The 17747-nt window shown below is 45.7% G+C and carries 19 protein-coding genes; 9 read left to right on the top strand and 10 right to left on the bottom strand.

Features of this window, described 5'->3' with window-relative positions:
- Both Q0241_RS18965 and Q0241_RS18960 read left to right on the top strand, forming a co-directional pair.
- On the top strand, positions 1-492 hold a 492-nt coding region (locus Q0241_RS18965; protein ID WP_299380662.1), incomplete at its 5' end, for an AAA family ATPase.
- Positions 489-1370, top strand: coding sequence for an HNH endonuclease signature motif containing protein (locus tag Q0241_RS18960; protein ID WP_299380661.1), 882 nt, complete (start codon positions 489-491; stop codon positions 1368-1370). The genes Q0241_RS18965 and Q0241_RS18960, both read left to right, overlap by 4 nt.
- 163 nt (positions 1371-1533) lie before the next feature.
- Here the strand turns inward: Q0241_RS18960 and Q0241_RS18955 are convergent, their stop codons facing one another.
- Positions 1534-2229 carry a DUF2461 domain-containing protein gene (locus Q0241_RS18955; RefSeq protein ID WP_299380660.1) on the bottom strand — a complete coding sequence of 232 codons (696 nt, stop codon included), beginning with the start codon at positions 2227-2229 and terminating at the stop codon, positions 1534-1536.
- A 2-nt stretch (positions 2230-2231) separates the two neighbouring features.
- Complete coding sequence (locus Q0241_RS18950; RefSeq protein WP_299380658.1) at positions 2232-2657, bottom strand: GFA family protein; 426 nt, start codon at positions 2655-2657, stop codon at positions 2232-2234.
- A gap of 292 nt (positions 2658-2949) precedes the next feature.
- Between Q0241_RS18950 and Q0241_RS18945 the strand changes: the two genes are divergently transcribed.
- Positions 2950-3204, top strand: a complete 255-nt coding sequence (locus tag Q0241_RS18945; protein WP_299380656.1) for a DUF1344 domain-containing protein — start codon at positions 2950-2952, stop codon at positions 3202-3204.
- A gap of 141 nt (positions 3205-3345) precedes the next feature.
- Here Q0241_RS18945 and Q0241_RS18940 read toward each other — a convergent pair whose 3' ends face one another.
- Entirely contained in the window at positions 3346-3966 is a 621-nt protein-coding gene (locus Q0241_RS18940) for a DUF2062 domain-containing protein (protein ID WP_299380655.1), read from the bottom strand.
- 185 nt (positions 3967-4151) lie between these two features.
- On the opposite strand from Q0241_RS18940, the gene pgsA reads away from it, so the two are divergent.
- Positions 4152-4709, top strand: coding sequence for a CDP-diacylglycerol--glycerol-3-phosphate 3-phosphatidyltransferase (gene pgsA / locus Q0241_RS18935; protein WP_299380653.1), 558 nt, complete (start codon positions 4152-4154; stop codon positions 4707-4709).
- Between the two features lie 57 nt (positions 4710-4766).
- On the opposite strand, the gene Q0241_RS18930 is transcribed toward pgsA, so the two are convergent.
- The 3 genes from Q0241_RS18930 to Q0241_RS18920 all read right to left on the bottom strand — a co-directional run bounded on the left by Q0241_RS18930 (position 4767) and on the right by Q0241_RS18920 (position 8210).
- Complete coding sequence (locus Q0241_RS18930; protein ID WP_299380652.1) at positions 4767-5726, bottom strand: LysR family transcriptional regulator; 960 nt, start codon at positions 5724-5726, stop codon at positions 4767-4769.
- Positions 5726-6514, bottom strand: a complete 789-nt coding sequence (locus tag Q0241_RS18925) for an HAD-IIB family hydrolase (RefSeq protein ID WP_299380650.1) — start codon at positions 6512-6514, stop codon at positions 5726-5728. The genes Q0241_RS18930 and Q0241_RS18925 overlap by 1 nt, the downstream gene beginning before the upstream one ends.
- A gap of 157 nt (positions 6515-6671) precedes the next feature.
- Complete coding sequence (locus Q0241_RS18920) at positions 6672-8210, bottom strand: PLP-dependent aminotransferase family protein (RefSeq protein WP_299380648.1); 1539 nt, start codon at positions 8208-8210, stop codon at positions 6672-6674.
- 187 nt (positions 8211-8397) lie between these two features.
- Between Q0241_RS18920 and Q0241_RS18915 the strand changes: the two genes are divergently transcribed.
- Positions 8398-9318 (top strand): DMT family transporter, encoded by a 921-nt coding sequence (locus tag Q0241_RS18915; RefSeq protein WP_299380646.1) that lies wholly within the window; start codon positions 8398-8400, stop codon positions 9316-9318.
- Between the two features lie 7 nt (positions 9319-9325).
- On the opposite strand, the gene Q0241_RS18910 is transcribed toward Q0241_RS18915, so the two are convergent.
- Both Q0241_RS18910 and Q0241_RS18905 read right to left on the bottom strand, forming a co-directional pair.
- Entirely contained in the window at positions 9326-9607 is a 282-nt protein-coding gene (locus Q0241_RS18910) for a chorismate mutase (protein WP_299380644.1), read from the bottom strand.
- Positions 9608-9662: 55 nt separating this feature from the next.
- Complete coding sequence (locus Q0241_RS18905; RefSeq protein ID WP_299380663.1) at positions 9663-9797, bottom strand: succinate dehydrogenase assembly factor 4; 135 nt, start codon at positions 9795-9797, stop codon at positions 9663-9665.
- Positions 9798-10106: 309 nt separating this feature from the next.
- Between Q0241_RS18905 and Q0241_RS18900 the strand changes: the two genes are divergently transcribed.
- A complete protein-coding gene (locus Q0241_RS18900; RefSeq protein ID WP_299380642.1) occupies positions 10107-11486 on the top strand; it encodes a transcription antitermination factor NusB in 1380 nt (459 codons plus the stop codon).
- A 9-nt stretch (positions 11487-11495) separates the two neighbouring features.
- On the opposite strand, the gene Q0241_RS18895 is transcribed toward Q0241_RS18900, so the two are convergent.
- On the bottom strand, positions 11496-13688 hold the full coding sequence (locus Q0241_RS18895) for a methyl-accepting chemotaxis protein (RefSeq protein WP_299380640.1): 2193 nt from the start codon (positions 13686-13688) through the stop codon (positions 11496-11498).
- A 278-nt stretch (positions 13689-13966) separates the two neighbouring features.
- The gene (locus Q0241_RS18890; protein WP_299380638.1) at positions 13967-14428 is read right to left on the bottom strand and encodes an Lrp/AsnC family transcriptional regulator; all 462 of its coding nucleotides are present in this window, start codon (positions 14426-14428) and stop codon (positions 13967-13969) included.
- A 120-nt stretch (positions 14429-14548) separates the two neighbouring features.
- Between Q0241_RS18890 and Q0241_RS18885 the strand changes: the two genes are divergently transcribed.
- The 3 genes from Q0241_RS18885 (at position 14549) to rpe (ending at position 17743) form a co-directional block, all read left to right on the top strand.
- On the top strand, positions 14549-15718 hold the full coding sequence (locus tag Q0241_RS18885; protein WP_299380636.1) for a M20 aminoacylase family protein: 1170 nt from the start codon (positions 14549-14551) through the stop codon (positions 15716-15718).
- Between the two features lie 46 nt (positions 15719-15764).
- Positions 15765-16946: a diaminopropionate ammonia-lyase gene (locus Q0241_RS18880; protein ID WP_299380633.1), complete on the top strand. Its 1182-nt coding sequence runs from the start codon at positions 15765-15767 to the stop codon at positions 16944-16946.
- A 134-nt stretch (positions 16947-17080) separates the two neighbouring features.
- Positions 17081-17743 carry a ribulose-phosphate 3-epimerase gene (gene rpe / locus Q0241_RS18875; protein WP_299380631.1) on the top strand — a complete coding sequence of 221 codons (663 nt, stop codon included), beginning with the start codon at positions 17081-17083 and terminating at the stop codon, positions 17741-17743.
- The last annotated feature ends 4 nt before the right edge of the window (positions 17744-17747 follow it).

Raw genomic sequence — 17747 nt, 5'->3', positions numbered from 1 at the left:
AGATCGCTTTTCCTTGATTGGAGCACCGGACACAAAATTGCTCTTCACCTCGTGGCCTCTCTTGTTGCTAATGCAAGGCCACGCTCACTTATTTTGTTCGACGAGCCCGAGGCGCATCTGCATCCTCCGTTGATGGCCGCACTCACGCACTCCGTGCGGCGCATTTTGACCGAAGTAAATGCATTTTGCATCGTTGCAACTCACTCTCCTGTTCTACTGCAAGAAACACTCTCCAGGCACGTCCGCCGTGTCGAACGCACCGGTTCAAAGTTGGAGGTGCGACAGCCAAAACTAGAAACATTCGGAGAGAACTTGGGAGTTCTAACTTACGATACATTTGGCCTAACAGCATCCAGCACAGATTACCATGAGATTCTGGATAAGCTTATCGAAGGTTGCGACTCTCCCGAGGATGTGGATGAACTGTATGACCCTGGTCTAAGTCTGCAGGCTCGGGCTTACGTTTTATCAAAGTTCGCTAGGAAGTCATGAAAAATCTACCGCCTCCATCGCGCGACAGCGACAGTAGTGATCTTCGTAAGTCGGTTCGGCGCTATAAGTACCGTAAAAAATGGCATGGCCACGATATCACAGATAATGAAGTAGAGCAGATAGTTGCACTGTATGATCAATATGAAGCCGACAGCGGCGAGGCTAGCGATAGTTTAAAAGGTGAGAGATTGCAACAGATACTCTGTGAAATGATCCACTCCGCTTACGACAAAACACAGAAAAAAAGGATACTTTACTCTCTTCGAGAGCGCCTCTTCAAGGGAGTAGAACTGTGCCCTAGTTGTGGAATTGGCGCTCCGTATGAGCTGGACCATCATCTGCCTCGATCGATATTCAAACCGCTAGCAATCCATGCTCGCAACCTTATTCCTATGTGCCATCCTTGCAACAATAAGAAGAAAGAAGTCTTTGGCGAGGAGGGTATCACTGGGTTCCTGCATCCGTACTATAACGTACTACCAAATGTGGAATTTCTACGTGTTGTAGTGAGTATTCAAGATGAAGCCCTTGTTGTCTATTTCTCAATCGACACCACTGCGGCGCTCCCTAACGGATGGGCAGAAAAGCTTTTAAATCAGTTCGACACTCTCAATCTGGATGATCGTTATCAACAAGAGGTGAACACTTACGTGACTTCTCACGCTGCGTCACTTCATGTTAACTATAAGCAAAGTGGGCAGGAAGGTGTTAGAAATATACTACTCCTCCAATCGCAGTTTGAAACCACTGCTTTTCACCGCAACCACTGGCGCCCCGTGTTGCTCAGAGCGTTGGCCGACCTTGACGAGTTCACCGATGGAGGCTTTGCTGTCATCTATCCAATTCCTGAAAGCATGATTGAGGATATGGAGAGCTAAGGCTTCTCTAAGAAACGACTCACGGTGGTTTCAGACCCCTAAACAATATCCACTTTTGGCACTAAGCAGCTATAAATCATGGTTTGAGTTATTAGTCACAATTTATTGTGGTTTCAGATGGATGATTGCAGTTCGTTACACCTAAGTATTCTCATTGATACACCTAAAAAGGAACGTCAACAGCCTTACACAGAAACCTCATCAGTGGCGCTGCTGTTTTAAATCCTTCAACAACTTCGTTTAAAAACTCGGGGCGTTGAGCTGCTTTTGGTGTTGTCCGATGCATGAGGAAAAAGGTTTTCCGCTTAAGGTCTTTGATATGTGGCTCATCTGCTGAAAAACCTTTTGGTGGACGCTTGAGTCCATCGCCACCGATTTCACCGAAAACATCACGTATTTTGGGGTCTGATAAAACCTTTTCCCATTCTTTTGGGCGATCAGCGATTGCGCGTCTGATCATATAAAGCGCATCACTTGGCGGCATCCAGATCCCCCCGCCATACAGCACTTCATCCGTTGCCAGATGAACATAGAAGCCCGGCGCGTGTGCATCCCGCCCCAATGAATGACGGAAATGACACGCCGCATGCTCCTTATAGGGCCGCTTGTCTTTCGAAAACCTGACATCGCGGTGAATTCTGAACATTGACCCGCCATTGCGACGGGCATCGGCCACGAAATGAGGAGTAATTTCAGCAAGGGGCTCGACCATTGCCTGAATAAAGTCCAGCAAATGATCTTGCAACGTTTCCCGGTATCGCGCTTTGTTTTCGGCGAACCAATCCCGGGTGTTGTTTTCTTTTAGATCGTCGAGAAACTCAAACCCTGCTTTGGGAAAACCGGGAAAGTCAGTGCTCATTTTTATCCCCCTCGTTGGAACATGCTACCATCAAACTTTGGAATGTCACTGTTCATCATATCCCAGGATACAGCCTGTTTAACAAACATATCTGCATCAGCTGAATAAAAATCAGGATTATCCAGACTCATTGCTACAATCAAAACCATGCCTTTGGCAATTTCCGGCGTCCCGTAGATTCGGCTGTTACATTTCGAACAACAATAACTTTTCATTGCACCACCACTTCCGCCCTGATGCTCAAAGCAATTCAAATCGCCGGTGACAGAAAAGCTGGTTTCCGGCACGCCCATCACGGCAACATAAGGGCTCCCGCTTAATTTTTGGCAATCGCGACAATGGCAATTCACTTTAAAAAGCGGTTTTATACAACTCGTCTGATAGCGAACCTGTCCGCACAAACATCCGCCTTCGATAATTTCAGTCATTTTTATCTCCATTAATGATGTTTTTGATCGAATACTTCACTAACTTGCAAAATAAAAGTGACTTGATTATGGCAACCTACAAACGAAATGTCACCCCTTTGCCACTTTTCGAAAGAGATCATGACCACAACATCCAATAGCTGCCATATTTCAGACACTTACCTTTTTTCTGACACAGGAATGTTTGAAAGATGCACCCAACTTTGCCCTCTTCTTGTTCCTTCTCAAATGCCCGCTGAGAACGTAACTTTTGCTCATCGACGCAATCAATTTGTCAACAAAGGAACAGACAATGAAAAAATTAATTTCTAGTGTTATCGCTCTTGGTCTTATCGCATCTGCATCCATCGCAAGTGCTGCTGAAATGACAGGCCGCGTTATGACAGCTGACCCGGCAACAAATACAATCGTTCTTGAAAACGGTACAGTTATGGAGCTCATCGACGGTTTGACTGTTGAAGGTCTGGAGCCTGGTACAGAAGTTGTCCTGACTTATGATGAAAAAGAAGGCAAAAATCTGGTTACCAACATTGCACCAGCTTCTTAATAAGGCTGGTTTATTAACCAAGCACACTTAGTTACCCGAATAGCCGGCAAGTCAGCGAGACCAAACCCCATTCGCCCTTGCCGGCTTATTCATTTCTGGGCTTATTCATTTCTGATTTTTGAACAGCTGATTTTAAGAGATTTAATTCTCTAGCTCGGTATTCTTAAGTTTCTCTCGAGACCCGGCAAGACGTCTTTTACGAGCCTCGGCATAACGCGTTGCCAGCTTAAAAGACACCCAGTATCCCAAAGCGCCCAAACCAAGGCTATAAGGTAGAAACCCTACCAAAATTGAGGTCCCAACCTGCTCAAGCATAAAGTGGGTAACCTCAACCACCGTTTCCCAAATGCCCCCGTCCAGCGTCAGATGCTCGCCCATCATACGCGAAAAGCTCTCGAAATCCTGCTCGCCATCAAAATCAAGCAGCATTAATCGACCCGTAATATAGTAAAGATAATAAAGCGGGATCATCGTGATGGGATTAGAAAGCCAGGACCATGCCATGGCAATAATCAAACTGAATTGCCACTTAAAAACATACCGACAAAGCCACCAGGCAATAAAAACACTATACAGCTGGATACCTACGGTCGGTGTCATCCCAAGGGCCAAGCCCATCATGACACCACGGGCAACGATTTCAGGCTGGTCTACAGACCTCAAAACAGGAATTGCGAGACGGAAATAGAGAAGACGAAGCAAACTAGCAATAGTTTCCTTCTTATTTCGGGCGTGAATTTTCTTCTTAAACCAGAATCTCATTTAGTCTTTTACAAACGCCCTTTGTTTCCGTTTTTTTACGGTCTTTGTTTTATCATCCTTGTGACCGCTCTTAGCGACTGTTATAAACCAAAATTATCTATAGTCCACGGACAAAAATCCGCCTTTCACGAGATAGCGGACACCAAAGGACCTTGAAACTATCTCATGCAAAGGGCAGCAACAGCATGAATCTTCCCAATTGGCTTAGTGTGTTTAGAAGTGGCGCAGGTTTTATCGTCATTTATCTTCTCCTTCAGGGAACGCAATCATATTTGCTTGCAGCTATCGTCGTCATGATGATCGCAGAGATTTCAGACATGGCAGACGGCCATATCGCCCGTCGCTATGGACAGGTCACCAAACTGGGCATGATCATTGATCCCATGAGTGACAGCCTCTATCGCGCCATGGTCTTTATCGGCTTCTTGGGGATCGGTTGGATTCCTGTCTGGTTCGTTGCCATCATTATTACCCGCGATATCATTGTTTCTTACCTGCGAATCTTTGCCCAGCAACAGGGCTTTACAATGGCAGCAAGGTCCAGTGGAAAAATCAAAGCCATCGTTCAGGCCTGTGCACAAGTTTGGACAGTTGGCCTCTACGCCCTAAGCGGTTTTTTCAGCCAGTATATGGACACCGTTCAGGTATCTTTCTGGCTGCTGGCAATCGCAACGGCAGTTACAGCATGGTCCGGCATTGATTATGCCCTTGGCTATATTAAGTCCATGCGGGAAGCAAACTAGGAACTTTCTAGCTCACAGCAAAAACAGCCCGATCACTATTTGATGATTTTGGCCTTGTTAGTCTTCGCCGATTTCAATCTTGTCCGTTACCCACGGGGCGAATGCCGCGATTTCCGGCATGCATCTTTGTGTAAGAGTATCGCGAGATATATCGCTTATCATCTTTTGCAGCGATTCAAGTTCATGACGGCGTGTCGCCAGCATCAAACTGCGGGAAAAAGCAGGGCCGGGAAGCGGTTCACAACGAATATTGCTCAGATGTGTCTTCGCCTGCAACAGACACAGCGGCGTGGTGATCGCCCAACCTATGCCCACGGCAACCATTGCCAAAGTCGTATCTGCCGTGTCGAACTCAAACCGACGCCGTGCAATAATATCAAGCGAACGCAAATGGTTTTCGATATTAATTCCGGTTAACGATCGAGAACTGTACCGCACCAGTGGCAGGTCCTGATTCAACTGGCTCAGGCTTTCAACTGGCTTGTCATAACTGGCTGGTAACGCCAGAACAAATGGCTCTTGCAACAAGCGGTGCGAAATAATGCGTTCATCCGACGGAATACTGCCCTCGGTTATCACCACGTCAACTTCGCGGGTAAAGAGTCGTTTGAAGTGTAACTTTGTCAAACCAGACCAAACGGACCACTCCACAGCTTCATCCATCAGGCCGCTGACCAGATGCGGGCCAACCGTCGTGCCAAAGGAATCAACCATTCCCACATTCAACCTCGGCAGAGATCTTTGCTGATAGGCCCTGACAAGAAAGGATGTTTCACGAGCGGTATCCAGTAACGACTTTGCCCGCTCAAACAGCGTTCGCCCCGCCGGGGTTAGTGCCGGGGGACGCACCGAGCGATCCATCAACTGCACCGCCATTTTTTTCTCGAGAGCGCTCACTGCCTGAGAAACCGCAGATTGAGAAATATCCTTGTGTTGAGAAGCGGCTGTCATGCCCCCCGTTTCAACAACAGTGACAAAAATATCCAGTGCGCGCAGATCAAGATCAAATTCAGACATCACCTCAACAGCATGCTCGCAAGCTCAACGAACCCCTTGCCACTCCGCTCTTTGGTGACCCACGTTGGTTCATGGGGAATCCTATCTGCGAAATCCTTCACATTTGCAACGCCGACGGAATGCGGAAAACGCGCGAACATCGGCGCGTCGTTCGGCGAATCACCGGAAAAAACGACCTGATCCAGAACCTGATCCAGCTCCAGGCTATAGGCTTCACGGAACAGAACCTCGGTCATGGATAGTTTGTCATAGTCGCCAAACCAGCCGTTCACATGAATTGAGCTTACCTTTGCCTTGGCGCCTGCTTCTTCAAACAGCGAGACAATCCTGTCGATTGATTCCTGACCAAGCGGAATGACGTCTTCACAAAAGTCCACGGCAAGGTCCGCAACCCGATAATCTTGATCTGATGCGATTCCAGCCCCAGGAACTTCCAACGGAATCGATTGACGCAGCTGATTGATACGCTTGCGATCTTGCGCACGCTCTTCTGCATCTTTCCAAAAGCGGCAAGTCATTTTTTTGGCATGATGTTCATAGCGAAAGTAAAATGCGCCATTTTCCCCAACGATGGCATCAACTGGCCACATACGGGCAAAATGATCACACCACCCTGCGGGACGCCCTGTGATCGGAATAACCTTGAACCCCGCCTTGCTCAAATTTTCCAAAGCAACATAACTCTCAGCACTAAGTAGGCCATCTGTCGTTACCGTATCGTCTATATCTGTCAGGACATAACGAATCTGGTTTTTTGCAGCTTGCGGAAAATCACATAAGGGTTTCATTCTGTTCCACCATCAATAGGGCCAAAATAACAGTCTATTGGTCCTGAAATTAATCTGTACACATCATCAGCACTCATATGTACAGCGGTAAATATAAAAAGAAAAGGAGAGGCCAAGGCTATTGTTTCCCTTATAATTCGAGTTTTATTAGTCCCATTTAATCCGTCATCTTTTTGAAAACAGCTGCAAGCCTTTTACAGCCGGATTCAATCTGATTCTGATGGCATGCTCCATACCCCAATAGAAGACCCTGCCTGGCAGTCGTTTTATTATTATAAAAAAGAGATAAAGGCGATGCCGAAAGATTCATCTTGTCTGCTTCGGCAACAATTTCACGATCCGTCGTCTTCTCACTTACTGTATCTGTAAAATAAGCGGTGATATGTAACCCCGCGATGTTCGGATTTATTTCCAGATAATCAGATAAATATTTCTCTATTCCTTGAACGAGCATTTTCTGTCGTTGCGCATAAACTTTCCGCATACGCCTGATATGCGAAGAAAAATGTCCTTCCGCCATAAAATCGGCTAACGCGGGTTGAGCTAACAGAGAAGAGCGTTCATCCATCAACATTCGCGCAAATCGAACAGCATCGACAAGATGCTCAGGCACGACGAGATATCCTAACCGTAAAACATGAAACAGAACTTTGGAAAAAGATCCCAGATAAACAACGCGGGACGCCCCTTGCGTATGCCCTCTTCTTTCCGCTTCTAATCCTTGCAAAGAAGAAATCGGTTTGCCTGAAAACCTGAACTCACTCTCGTAATCATCTTCCAATATCCATGCGTCGTTCTCTTCAGCCCAATCAAGCAATTCAAGGCGTCGCCTTAAAGACATCACCACACCTAGTGGATACTGATGCGATGGCGAGACAACCGCCATTCGGGCATTTTCAGCCATTGATCGACCAGCTTGAACGGAAAGACCTTCGTCATCAACGGGAACAAAAGCCATCTCTATACCCGCAGAATGCAGTGGACCCTTTAGACCGGGATACCCCGGCTCTTCAAACCAGGCTGTATCCCCTGAATCCAAAAGAATACGCGCCATGAAATCAGTCGCCTGTCGAGCCCCAGACGTAATCATAATCTGCTGCCAGTCACACTTTATTCCCCGGGCAACACGTAAATAATCAGCGATCTCTTTACGAAGTGGAATATACCCACAAGGGTCTGGGTTCCTGAGCAGATCATCCTTTGGATAACGCCAAGTGCGGGAAAGAGATCGTGCCCAAAGTGGAAAAGGAAAGGATTCAACGTCCGTCATACCCGGTGAAAATGCTGGATGGTTTTTATGCGCTCGCTTCTCTTTTTGCATAATCGCCAGTTGCTCTCCGCGTTTGGAAAGCCCTCGCTGGTTGGCATCCGACGCCGCCTGGCGATAAGAAGACGACTTTGCAGATGCCAGACCGATGTCATCCGGTAGTTCATTCGAAATATAGGTACCAGAGCCACTCAACCCTTCCAGATACCCTTCGGCAAGCAGCTGGTCAAAAGCGCCCAAAACCGTGTTGCGAGAACAAGCCAATTCCTTTGCCAAAGACCGGGTAGAAGGTAGTCTTTCTCCTGGTTGCAAACGACCATTCAACACCATTTCCCTCAATTGAGAGAACAGCTGATGCTGAAGAGATTCGTTACTGGTTTTATCCAAAACCACGTCTAACAAAGGAGTATTTGTTGGTTTTCCAACCATCTTTAACCTCAATAATTGGCTCTCAATACCTACAGTATAGTTTTTAAATTATTAGAGCCATTTATCAAGTTTTCAGGAAAAAATCATGGCTTGCACCCCGACAAATTGAACCCTGACAATATCAATACTGCAGAACACAGTGATCTTTGCTATGAAAGTTTATCTATCCGATAAAAAGCCGAGCCCTATGACCAAAACACCGCAAGAAAATTCGAACCTCCTCGCTATACTTGCGCCCTGTACCTTTGTTTTGATTTGGTCAACAGGCTTTGTTTTCGCCAAAATGGCCCTCCCCTACGCAGAAACAATGACGCTTTTGACCACGCGGTTCTTAATCGCAGTGGGCTTGCTTCTACTTATTTCATTGATCTGGAAAGCAAAATGGCCAAAGAATCTGATGCAAGCTGTCCATATTGCGGTGGCTGGCGTACTGTTACATGCAATCTATCTAGGGGGTGTTTTTGCATCTATTGAATTGGGCCTGCAGGCTGGTGTTGCGGCATTAATCGTAGGAATTCAACCGCTTTTAGTAGCTTTTGCAGCTGGTGTTTTCTTGAAAGAAAAAATTACACTCAGACAATGGATTGGTCTTTTCCTAGGGGTCAGCGGAGTAATTCTGGTCGTCTGGGCAAAGCTTGAAAATGGCCTCGGCACACCATTGGGGGTCAGCATCGCCGTTCTTGCCCTGTTTGGTATATCAATTGGGACCGTTTATCAAAAACGCTTTTGTGGCGAGATGGACTTACGGACCGGGGCGGTTATTCAATATACAGCCGCCTCAATTCCCACGGGCATAATCGCTTATACGACTGAAAGCATGACCATAAACTGGACCGGAGAAATGATCTTTGCCATGTTCTGGTTGGTTGTGGTGCTGTCTGTCGGGGCGATAAGCCTGCTCTATATTTTAATCCGCAAAGGGGCGGCCTCAAAGGTATCAAGCATGTTCTTTCTTGTGCCTCCTACCGCGGCCCTCATGGCATGGGTTCTTTATGATGAAACCTTTAGATCTACAGCCTTGATTGGCATGACCATGACGGTGGTTGGCGTTGCTTTGGTAAATTTACGCCCACTTAAAAGATTTGGCTTAAGAACCAGACCAAGCTGAGAGATAACTACTTTTTATTGCCCATCAAACGATCTTCCAGATCGCACGATTCATCAATAATCAACGTATAGAGCTTGCGCACAAAGTCCGCATCCAAGCCTTTTCCCACACCTGTATTCGCATTTCTCTCTCGGACTTCATCAACACGGTCTTGGAGTACAGCTGGAATATTGTGCTCGTTTTTTAATTCTGCCACTTCACGAATAATCTCGAAACGCTGAGAAAAAAGCTCCATGATCTGATCATCAAGATCATCAATGCGCCGACGGTAAGGGCTAAGAAGCTCCATAGCTATTTGGTACTCCGACTTTTAAAGTATTAGAAACGATACAGATGAAAATGATTTAAAAATCAACACAGATACCTTTACGCTCCCAATCACCATAGCGCGTTGGCTCTGGCCCACTCGGCCCTCCAATTTCAGGCTTTTTATCCAAGCCTTCCATCAGCTGTTTTTCACGCTGAAGACGCGCCTCCATGGCCTTATCAAGGTCATCAGGCGTAACCTTCCTTCGTTTCGCACCAGAAGTGACATCACCCGGTGCCGGGAAATGATTCTTCCGAGTTTTTTGATTAGGCGTATGTGTCGTAAAAGATCTTGTCATAACTACTCATATGGCATGTCACGATGATAATGCCAAGCCTTCGAGCCAAAAGATATAACGCAACTTGTCGCGCCTTTTTCAAACAACAGCTTACCTGTATTGTTACCAATATTTCATCAAGAACATAGCACCTGCGCAAAAATAGCTCTTTCTTCCCACTATTTTCATGGTAAACCCTAGCCCATGACTGAAAAACACAACAAACACGACAAAGCTGCTGGATCAAAAAACAAAACAGGTAACAGGCCCAAAAGTGGTCGACCTGTTAACCCCAGGAAGCTCGTTCTGAATCTTTTGAAAGACATCATGCGGGAACAGAAAACCCTTGATGAAGCCCTGAACAATAACAAGGCTGATTTTGAAAGCATGGAACGACGCGATAGAGCTTTTGCCCGTTTGTTGATTTCGACCCTTATGCGTCGCCTAGGCCAAATTGATAAAGCTATCAACGCCTGCATGAAGCGACGCTTGCCTGCCAAAATGGCTGACGTCCGTGACATTATACGTTTAGGCGCCGTCCAATTGCTTTATCTCGACACACCACCCCATGCAGCCGTCAGCACCAGCCTTGACCTTGCCAGAGGACCAAAACTCAGTGGCAATAAACCCGTCATGAACGCTGTTTTGCGCCGCCTTGCCCGCGAAGGCAAAGATATGTTGGCCAAGATGGACGAAAGTCAGGACAATTTGCCAAACTGGCTTTGGAAAAAATGGGCCGAAACCTATGGTGAAGAAACAGCCAAGGCGATTTCACTCAGTCACCTTGCTGAAGCACCATTGGATTTGACCGTAAAAGACTCTCCGGACGAATGGGCTGAAAAGCTCGGTGGCATTGTTACGTCCGGCAAATCTATCCGTTTACCCGCTGGTACGGGCGATCCTGTCTTCCTTGAAGGTTACGCAGAAGGGCATTGGTGGGTTCAGGATTTTGCTGCAAGCCTTCCTGTTTTGTTACTCGGATCAGTAAAAGGCAAAAAGGTCGGCGATATTTGTGCCGCACCTGGTGGGAAAACAGCCGAACTCATCACTGCTGGCGCAGAGGTAACGGCTATCGATTCTTCAGCTAAACGTCTAACTCGGGTTCATGAAAACCTCGAACGTCTTCAACTAGACGCAGAAGTCATTCAAGCCGATGCAACAACCTGGCTACCAAATGAAGAGTTTGACGCTCTCCTTCTTGATGCTCCTTGCTCTGCAACAGGCACTTTGCGAAAACACCCTGAATTGGGTCGAATTAAACGCTCTGAAGACATCGAAACATTAGCTGAATTGCAACGTGAGTTGCTTGAGAATTGTGCCAAAATGATTAAGACGGGCGGTACACTTGTTTATGCCACCTGTTCGCTTGAGCCTGAAGAAGGACAATACCAGATAGAGCGTTTTCTCAAGAAAAATAGCACTCGCTTCGAACGTGTTCCCGTCAAACCCGAAGAGCTTGGTAGTGCTGATTGGTTGCAAACTTTGCTAACTAAAGAGGGTGACCTTAGATGCTTGCCATGTCATAGACATGACGAAGGCGGCATGGACGGGTTTTACGCCTGCCGCCTTCGAAGAGTTTCCTAAGAATTTTCCTTAGGCAGCTCGAATCCCTTGGATAAACTCTTCAACGCTTTTACGCATATCATTAGCTTGGCGCGCCAGACCCTCTGACGCTTCCAATACTTGCTGAGAAGAATTCCCGGTCTGCGTTGACGCTTCACTTACGCCCTGCATATTCGACGTAACCTCGGCTGTACCTGCCGAAGCTTCTTGAACATTACGTGATATCTCCTGTGTCGCGGTACCTTGTTCGTCAATAGCCGTAGAAATAGAGACTGAGATCTCATTCATTGATTCAATCGTTTTCCCAATTGCTTCAATCGCAACAACAGCTGTTTTTGTAACGCTTTGCATTTCATCAACCTGACCACTGATTTCTTCCGTGGCTTTGGCCGTTTGATTAGCAAGGTTCTTCACTTCGCTCGCAACAACGGCAAAGCCTTTACCAGCCTCACCTGCCCTAGCGGCTTCGATCGTAGCATTCAATGCCAAGAGGTTGGTTTGCTCTGCAATATCAGAAATGAGGCCAACAACTTCACCAATACGGTTCGAAGCTTCTTCCAAGCCCTTAATCGTTGCAATATTTGCATCTGCCTTGGAAACAGCATCACTGGCAATTTTACTTGATTCACCAACCTGACGATTGATTTCTTCGATGGAACAACTTAGTTCTTCAGCAGCAGCCGCAACGGTCTGCACATTCACTGATGCTTCTTCAGCGGCAGCAGCCACAGTATTTGAACGAACCGCTGTATCCTGAGCAACAGAAGACATTTCGCCAGAAGTTGTGTTCATCTGAGACGCCGCAGCACTCACACCCGTTAGAATCTGATTACTATCTGCTTCAAACTGCGCCACCAGTTCTTCTATCCGTTTGGTTCTTTCCTCACGCAATGCCACCATCTCTTGCTCTTTCTGGGCCATTTGATCTTGCTTGATGGCATTCTCTTGGAAAGTTTGCAGTGCTGAAGCCATATCGCCGATTTCATCAGCACGCCCCACACCGGATACTTCAAAGGATTTATCACCATTGGCTAGCATCAGCATTTCTGACGTTGATTGGCGAATAGGGTTGCTAATAGAGCGCGCAAAATACCACCCGAGAAGCGCAACAAGAACAAGAACACCCACACCAATCATTAGAATATAAAAACCGGCTGTATGCGATGGCACGAGAACTTCTTCCTCGTCAATCTCAGCCATCAAAGCCCAGCGAACGCCGTGAAGATCAAGTGGTTGATAAGCAGACAAAACATTTATACCCCGATAATCAGGGACAATTGCTATACCCGTTTCGCCCTTCAGGGCTTTGGTAACTGTCTCGGTTTTCACCTCAGTCTTCAATATTGTTGATTCTTCTGCAAATCTGGAATCACTACGCATCAGGTAATCCGAACCCACAATATAGGTCTCGCCGCTTTCACCCATTCCCGCTTGCTGTTGTAGAACATTATTAATACGATCAATCGGCATTTGAAAAACCAAAACACCTTCAAGGCCCTTTGCTGAAATAATTGGTGTCGACATAAAGCTAGCCGGAGCACCATAACTCGGTGCATAAGGAGCAAAGTCGATAAAGTTGAGCGACCCAGCTTTTGCGTCTTTCATTGCAGCCTTAAAGGCTTGGGCTAAACCGGAATCTTTATACTTTCCGTTATTAAGATTTGTTGCGTAATCAAGCTCTTTGAAAACCGTATAGACAACGTTGCCTTCAACATCGATAAGGAAAATATCGTAGTACCCTCGACCTTCTAGCATTTGTCGGAACCATGGGTGAAAACTACGGTGATCTGAATGGTAAGAGCCTTCTATTTTTGGGCCGTTATATAAATGCTTCTCGCCGATTTTCTCGGGGTTCCCCCCCGCATTCGTTGCTTCAGCTGTTGAATCATTAATATAGACACCATGTAAAGATTTCAGCGGGTCGCCATGTCGGCTCTTTTCATCTTGAAAACCCAGTGCAAGGCTTGACATCGCATCCTGAACATATCCATTGCCCGCAGTAATCTGAATGTCTTCTTCTATAGACTTCACATAATCCAGCAATGCTGAATTCCGAGCTTCCGCTAGCGCCACTAACGTTTGTTCTTCCTGATGCATAAGACTTGCTGACGTATTGAAAACACTAAACACGCCCACAGAAACAACAGAAACCGCAGAGATAATTATAAATAAAATCGGAAGCTTTTTAGATATTCTAATATCGAATAATTTAGAGATTTCCATCGCCTTCTAGGCCCTCCTAGCACCTTATGTGAATTATCCGTCACCCTCAGTATTTATTGTCTTTGACTGAGAACGTTTAATTCAACGACCACCACGCATACTATCATATGCAAAAATTCTTAAAGAATCATTTAGATGGTAGGTTAAGAGAGTTTAGAACAACTGGTATCTAATTGTTTTTTGGGAATTCAAATTTGCTGAGATATAATCCAAGTCATTATTTTTTTGCATTCAACAGTGAAGATCCATCGAACCAAAATAAATACTTATTATTTACTTTAACTTGTGTGTATTGGAATAGACATTCCTACCTTAACGGAATCCATCACAATATTTGTTTTGAATTTACTGACTGCCGTATTGCCAAAGAAATATTCACGGGTAAATTGCTCATAGTGTTGAATATCCCGTACCAATAGCACCAAGATAAAATCGGCCTCACCGGTTGTATAATAACACTGCTGAACTTCTTCTGCCTGTCGCATACGCTTTTTGAAACCATCAAGTACATTCAGGTTTTCACGCTCAAGACTTATTTCCGCAATCACAGTCATTGGATGACCCATTTTTTTAGGATCAAGCAGTGCCACTTCTGCTCTGATAACACCGTTATCCTTTAGCTTTTTCAACCTCTTTTGAACTGCAGCAGGTGATAGCCCAATTTCTGCGCTAATCTTTTCAGCAGTCATCCGGCTATCTTTTTGAACATGGAAAAGAATTTTATAATCAAAAGAATCCATTATTATTCTCATCTTAAATAAGATTTATTTTTATCAAATTAGTCTTTAAAAAATTACAATTCAATAAATTTAGTATCATTTTCAATGTATCCTTATTCGTAAGAATTAAAGGAGTTGATGATGACCGATGTCACACCAGATGCATTTCAATATCAAAAACAAAAACTGATCGACATACGTCATGATTTACATCGCAATCCTGAACTCGGGTTCGAAGAACAAAGAACAGCCCAGAAAATTGCTTTAGAACTCAAATCTTATGGTTTGGAAGTTCATGAGAAAATTGGCGGTACTGGCGTTGTCGGCATTCTAAAAAAAGGTCGCGGAAATCAAGCAATTGCATTGAGAGCCGACATGGATGCACTCCCCATACAAGAAACCAGTAGTCATGAATATTGCTCAACGACAAAGGGAAGAATGCACGCCTGTGGGCACGATGGCCATACCGCAATGCTTCTCGGCGCAGCCCAATTTTTATCAGAAAAACAAAACTTCAACGGTACAGTTGTTTTTATATTCCAGCCCAACGAAGAGAATGGTCTGGGTGCCGCTGCAATGGTCAAAGATGGTATTTTCGAAAAATTTCAAATCGACGAAATATACGGACTCCATAATTTACCTGGTGCTCCCCTTGGAGAGTTTTCCACAAGACCCGGCACTATTTGTTCCAGCGAGAGCTTGTTTGAAATCGCGATAAACGCGCGCGGCGGTCATTCTGCCATGCCCCAAAAAGGGGTCGATGCAATTCTTGTTGGCTCTGAAATTGTCCAAGCGCTCCAATCTATCGTTGCACGTAAAATGGACCCGGGCTGCGGTGCTGTCGTCTCCATTACCGAATTCATAACTGACGGACGCAGAAATGTCCTTCCTGGCTCTGCAATACTTAAAGGAGATGTGCGCGCCCGAACACCAGATGATCGAGGGCAAATTAAAGCTCATATGCAGCGGCTCTTGTTCGGTATCGCTCAAGGTCACGATGTCGAAGCAAAGTTCAACTTCAACACCGAATTTATTGAAACCATTAATACAGTCGAACAGACCCAAATCGCACTTCAAGCGGCAAGAAGGATTAGTGACAACGTTCAAGGCGACCGGGAACCAATGTCCTTCTCGGAAGACTTCGCGTTGTTTTCCCAAAAGAAACCAGGTTGTTTTATGTTAATGGGCAACGGCATAGAAGGTACTCATGGCAAACCTCTTCACGCTTCTGACTATGACTTCAATGACGATGCACTTACAATCGGCGCGGCCTATTGGGCGCAGCTTGTGAAAACCCGTTTACCTGAATAATTATCAAGTTTTACCCCAAGCTTTTACCACAAGTAGGATAAATTTTATGTTAGATACTTTTTCTGCCGATACTATTAAGCACGTATCTTACGCCCGACACACTGGGGAAGCCTTCAAAAGCGTTATCACACCACAGGATTTTACTGATGCATCCAGCGAAATTATGTCGTGGGAGGGGTACACAACGACACCGCTTCATCCTCTAAAAAGCCTCGCTCAGCAACTTGATCTGGATAATATTTTTTATAAGGACGAAGGACCAAGGTTTGGCCTTGGATCTTTCAAGGCCTTGGGCGGTGCCTATGCAGCTGCAAGAGTGTTACAGCGAGAGCTATATAATAAATTCGATAAAATTATATCTCTTTCAGATCTTCGCTCGGGAAAATACGCTTCTTTGACAAAAGCAATCACACTTGTTTCTGCGACAGATGGAAATCATGGACGTTCCTTGGCTTGGGGGGCCAAAAAATTTGGTGCTGATTGCAAGATATACATCCATGCAGAAGTTAGTGAAGAACGCGCCAAAGCGATGAGATATTTTGGTGCCGACGTTATTCGCATAGATGGCGATTACGATGATTCTGTTCGCATTACAAAAACCAATGCCGAAGAAAACAACTGGTTCATTGTCTCAGACACATCATGGGATAACTACATACAACCACCAACAGACGTTATGGCTGGCTATGGCGTTATGACAAATGAAATCACACAGGAACTCTCTCCACCACCAAGTCATGTATTCCTACAGGGTGGGGTCGGGGGTCTCGCGGCATCCGTTTGTGCCGCCTTACGGCAAAAGTGGGGAAAAGCTTCGCCGCGCGTTATCATTGTCGAGCCCGACTTGGCCAGTTGTCTTTATGCAAGCGCAATGAAAGATACACTAACATCAGTTCAAATAACCGAAGAAACCATCATGGCAGGTTTATCCTGCGGTGAGCCCTCACCTCTGGCATGGAATATCTTACGTGAAGAAGCGTCAGACTTTCTGTCTATACCAGATATGTTTATTGCGCCGGCTATGAAGTTACTCGCAAAACCGATAGGTAATGATCCAGCTATCGAAGCCGGGGAATCTGCGGTTGCTGGACTAGCTGCAATTATTGCCGTTGCTCAGGATGCCGCCCTTCGTAACGACCTGCGGATAGATAAAACATCAAGGATTTTGCTTATTGGGTCAGAAGGCGCAACAGACAGAGCCCTTTATGACAAAATCATATCCAGCTAATTCGTATTTCATCTAATTCACAACAAGACATTATCTGGCAATTGCTTGCGAAGATGAGGCTATACTGCTACCAAAGTGGAGAAAATTATCTCTGTTAGCAGAGCCTCGCTTCCTCGGATAAAAGAACCGGATAAATGCAAAAAACTACACGTATCGCCCCCTCTATCCTTGCCGCTGATTTTTCTCAATTAGGACAAGAAATTCAACGCCTGGATCAGGCTGGTGCAGATTATATACATGTCGATATTATGGACGGGCACTTCGTACCCAATATCTCATTTGGCCCTTCCATAACCAAAGCGGTTCGCCCAGTAACAAAGAAGCCATTTGATGTTCATTTGATGATTTCACCCATCGATCTCTACATCGAAGCTTTTGTAGATGCTGGTGCAGATATAATAACAATTCATCCTGAAGCTGGTCCACACTTTCACCGCACAATCCAACTGATCAAATCACTTGGTGTAAAAGCCGGGCTTGCGCTCAATCCCGGCACCCCGATTGATATCGTTGATCACGTTATTGAAGATCTTGATCTTTTGTTGGTTATGTCAGTGAATCCCGGTTTTGGGGGGCAATCTTTCATACCCGGCGCTCTTGGAAAAATTTCAGCCCTGAGAAACAAAATTGATGCTCTTGGCAAAGATATTGATCTAGAGGTTGATGGCGGCATCAATTTTGATACCGCGCCACAGGCCATCGAAGCTGGTGCTGATTTGCTTGTCGCGGGCACGGCAACCTTTCGCGGGGGACCTGACAACTATGCGAACAACATCAAGAAACTAAAAGGGCAGTAAGAGC

The sequence above is a fragment of the uncultured Kiloniella sp. genome, from assembly GCF_937128705.1.
In the GTDB taxonomy this organism is placed as follows: Bacteria; Pseudomonadota; Alphaproteobacteria; order Kiloniellales; family Kiloniellaceae; genus Kiloniella.
The sequence above is the reverse complement of the archived record's forward strand: the minus strand, read 5'-3'. Positions and strand labels throughout refer to the sequence as shown.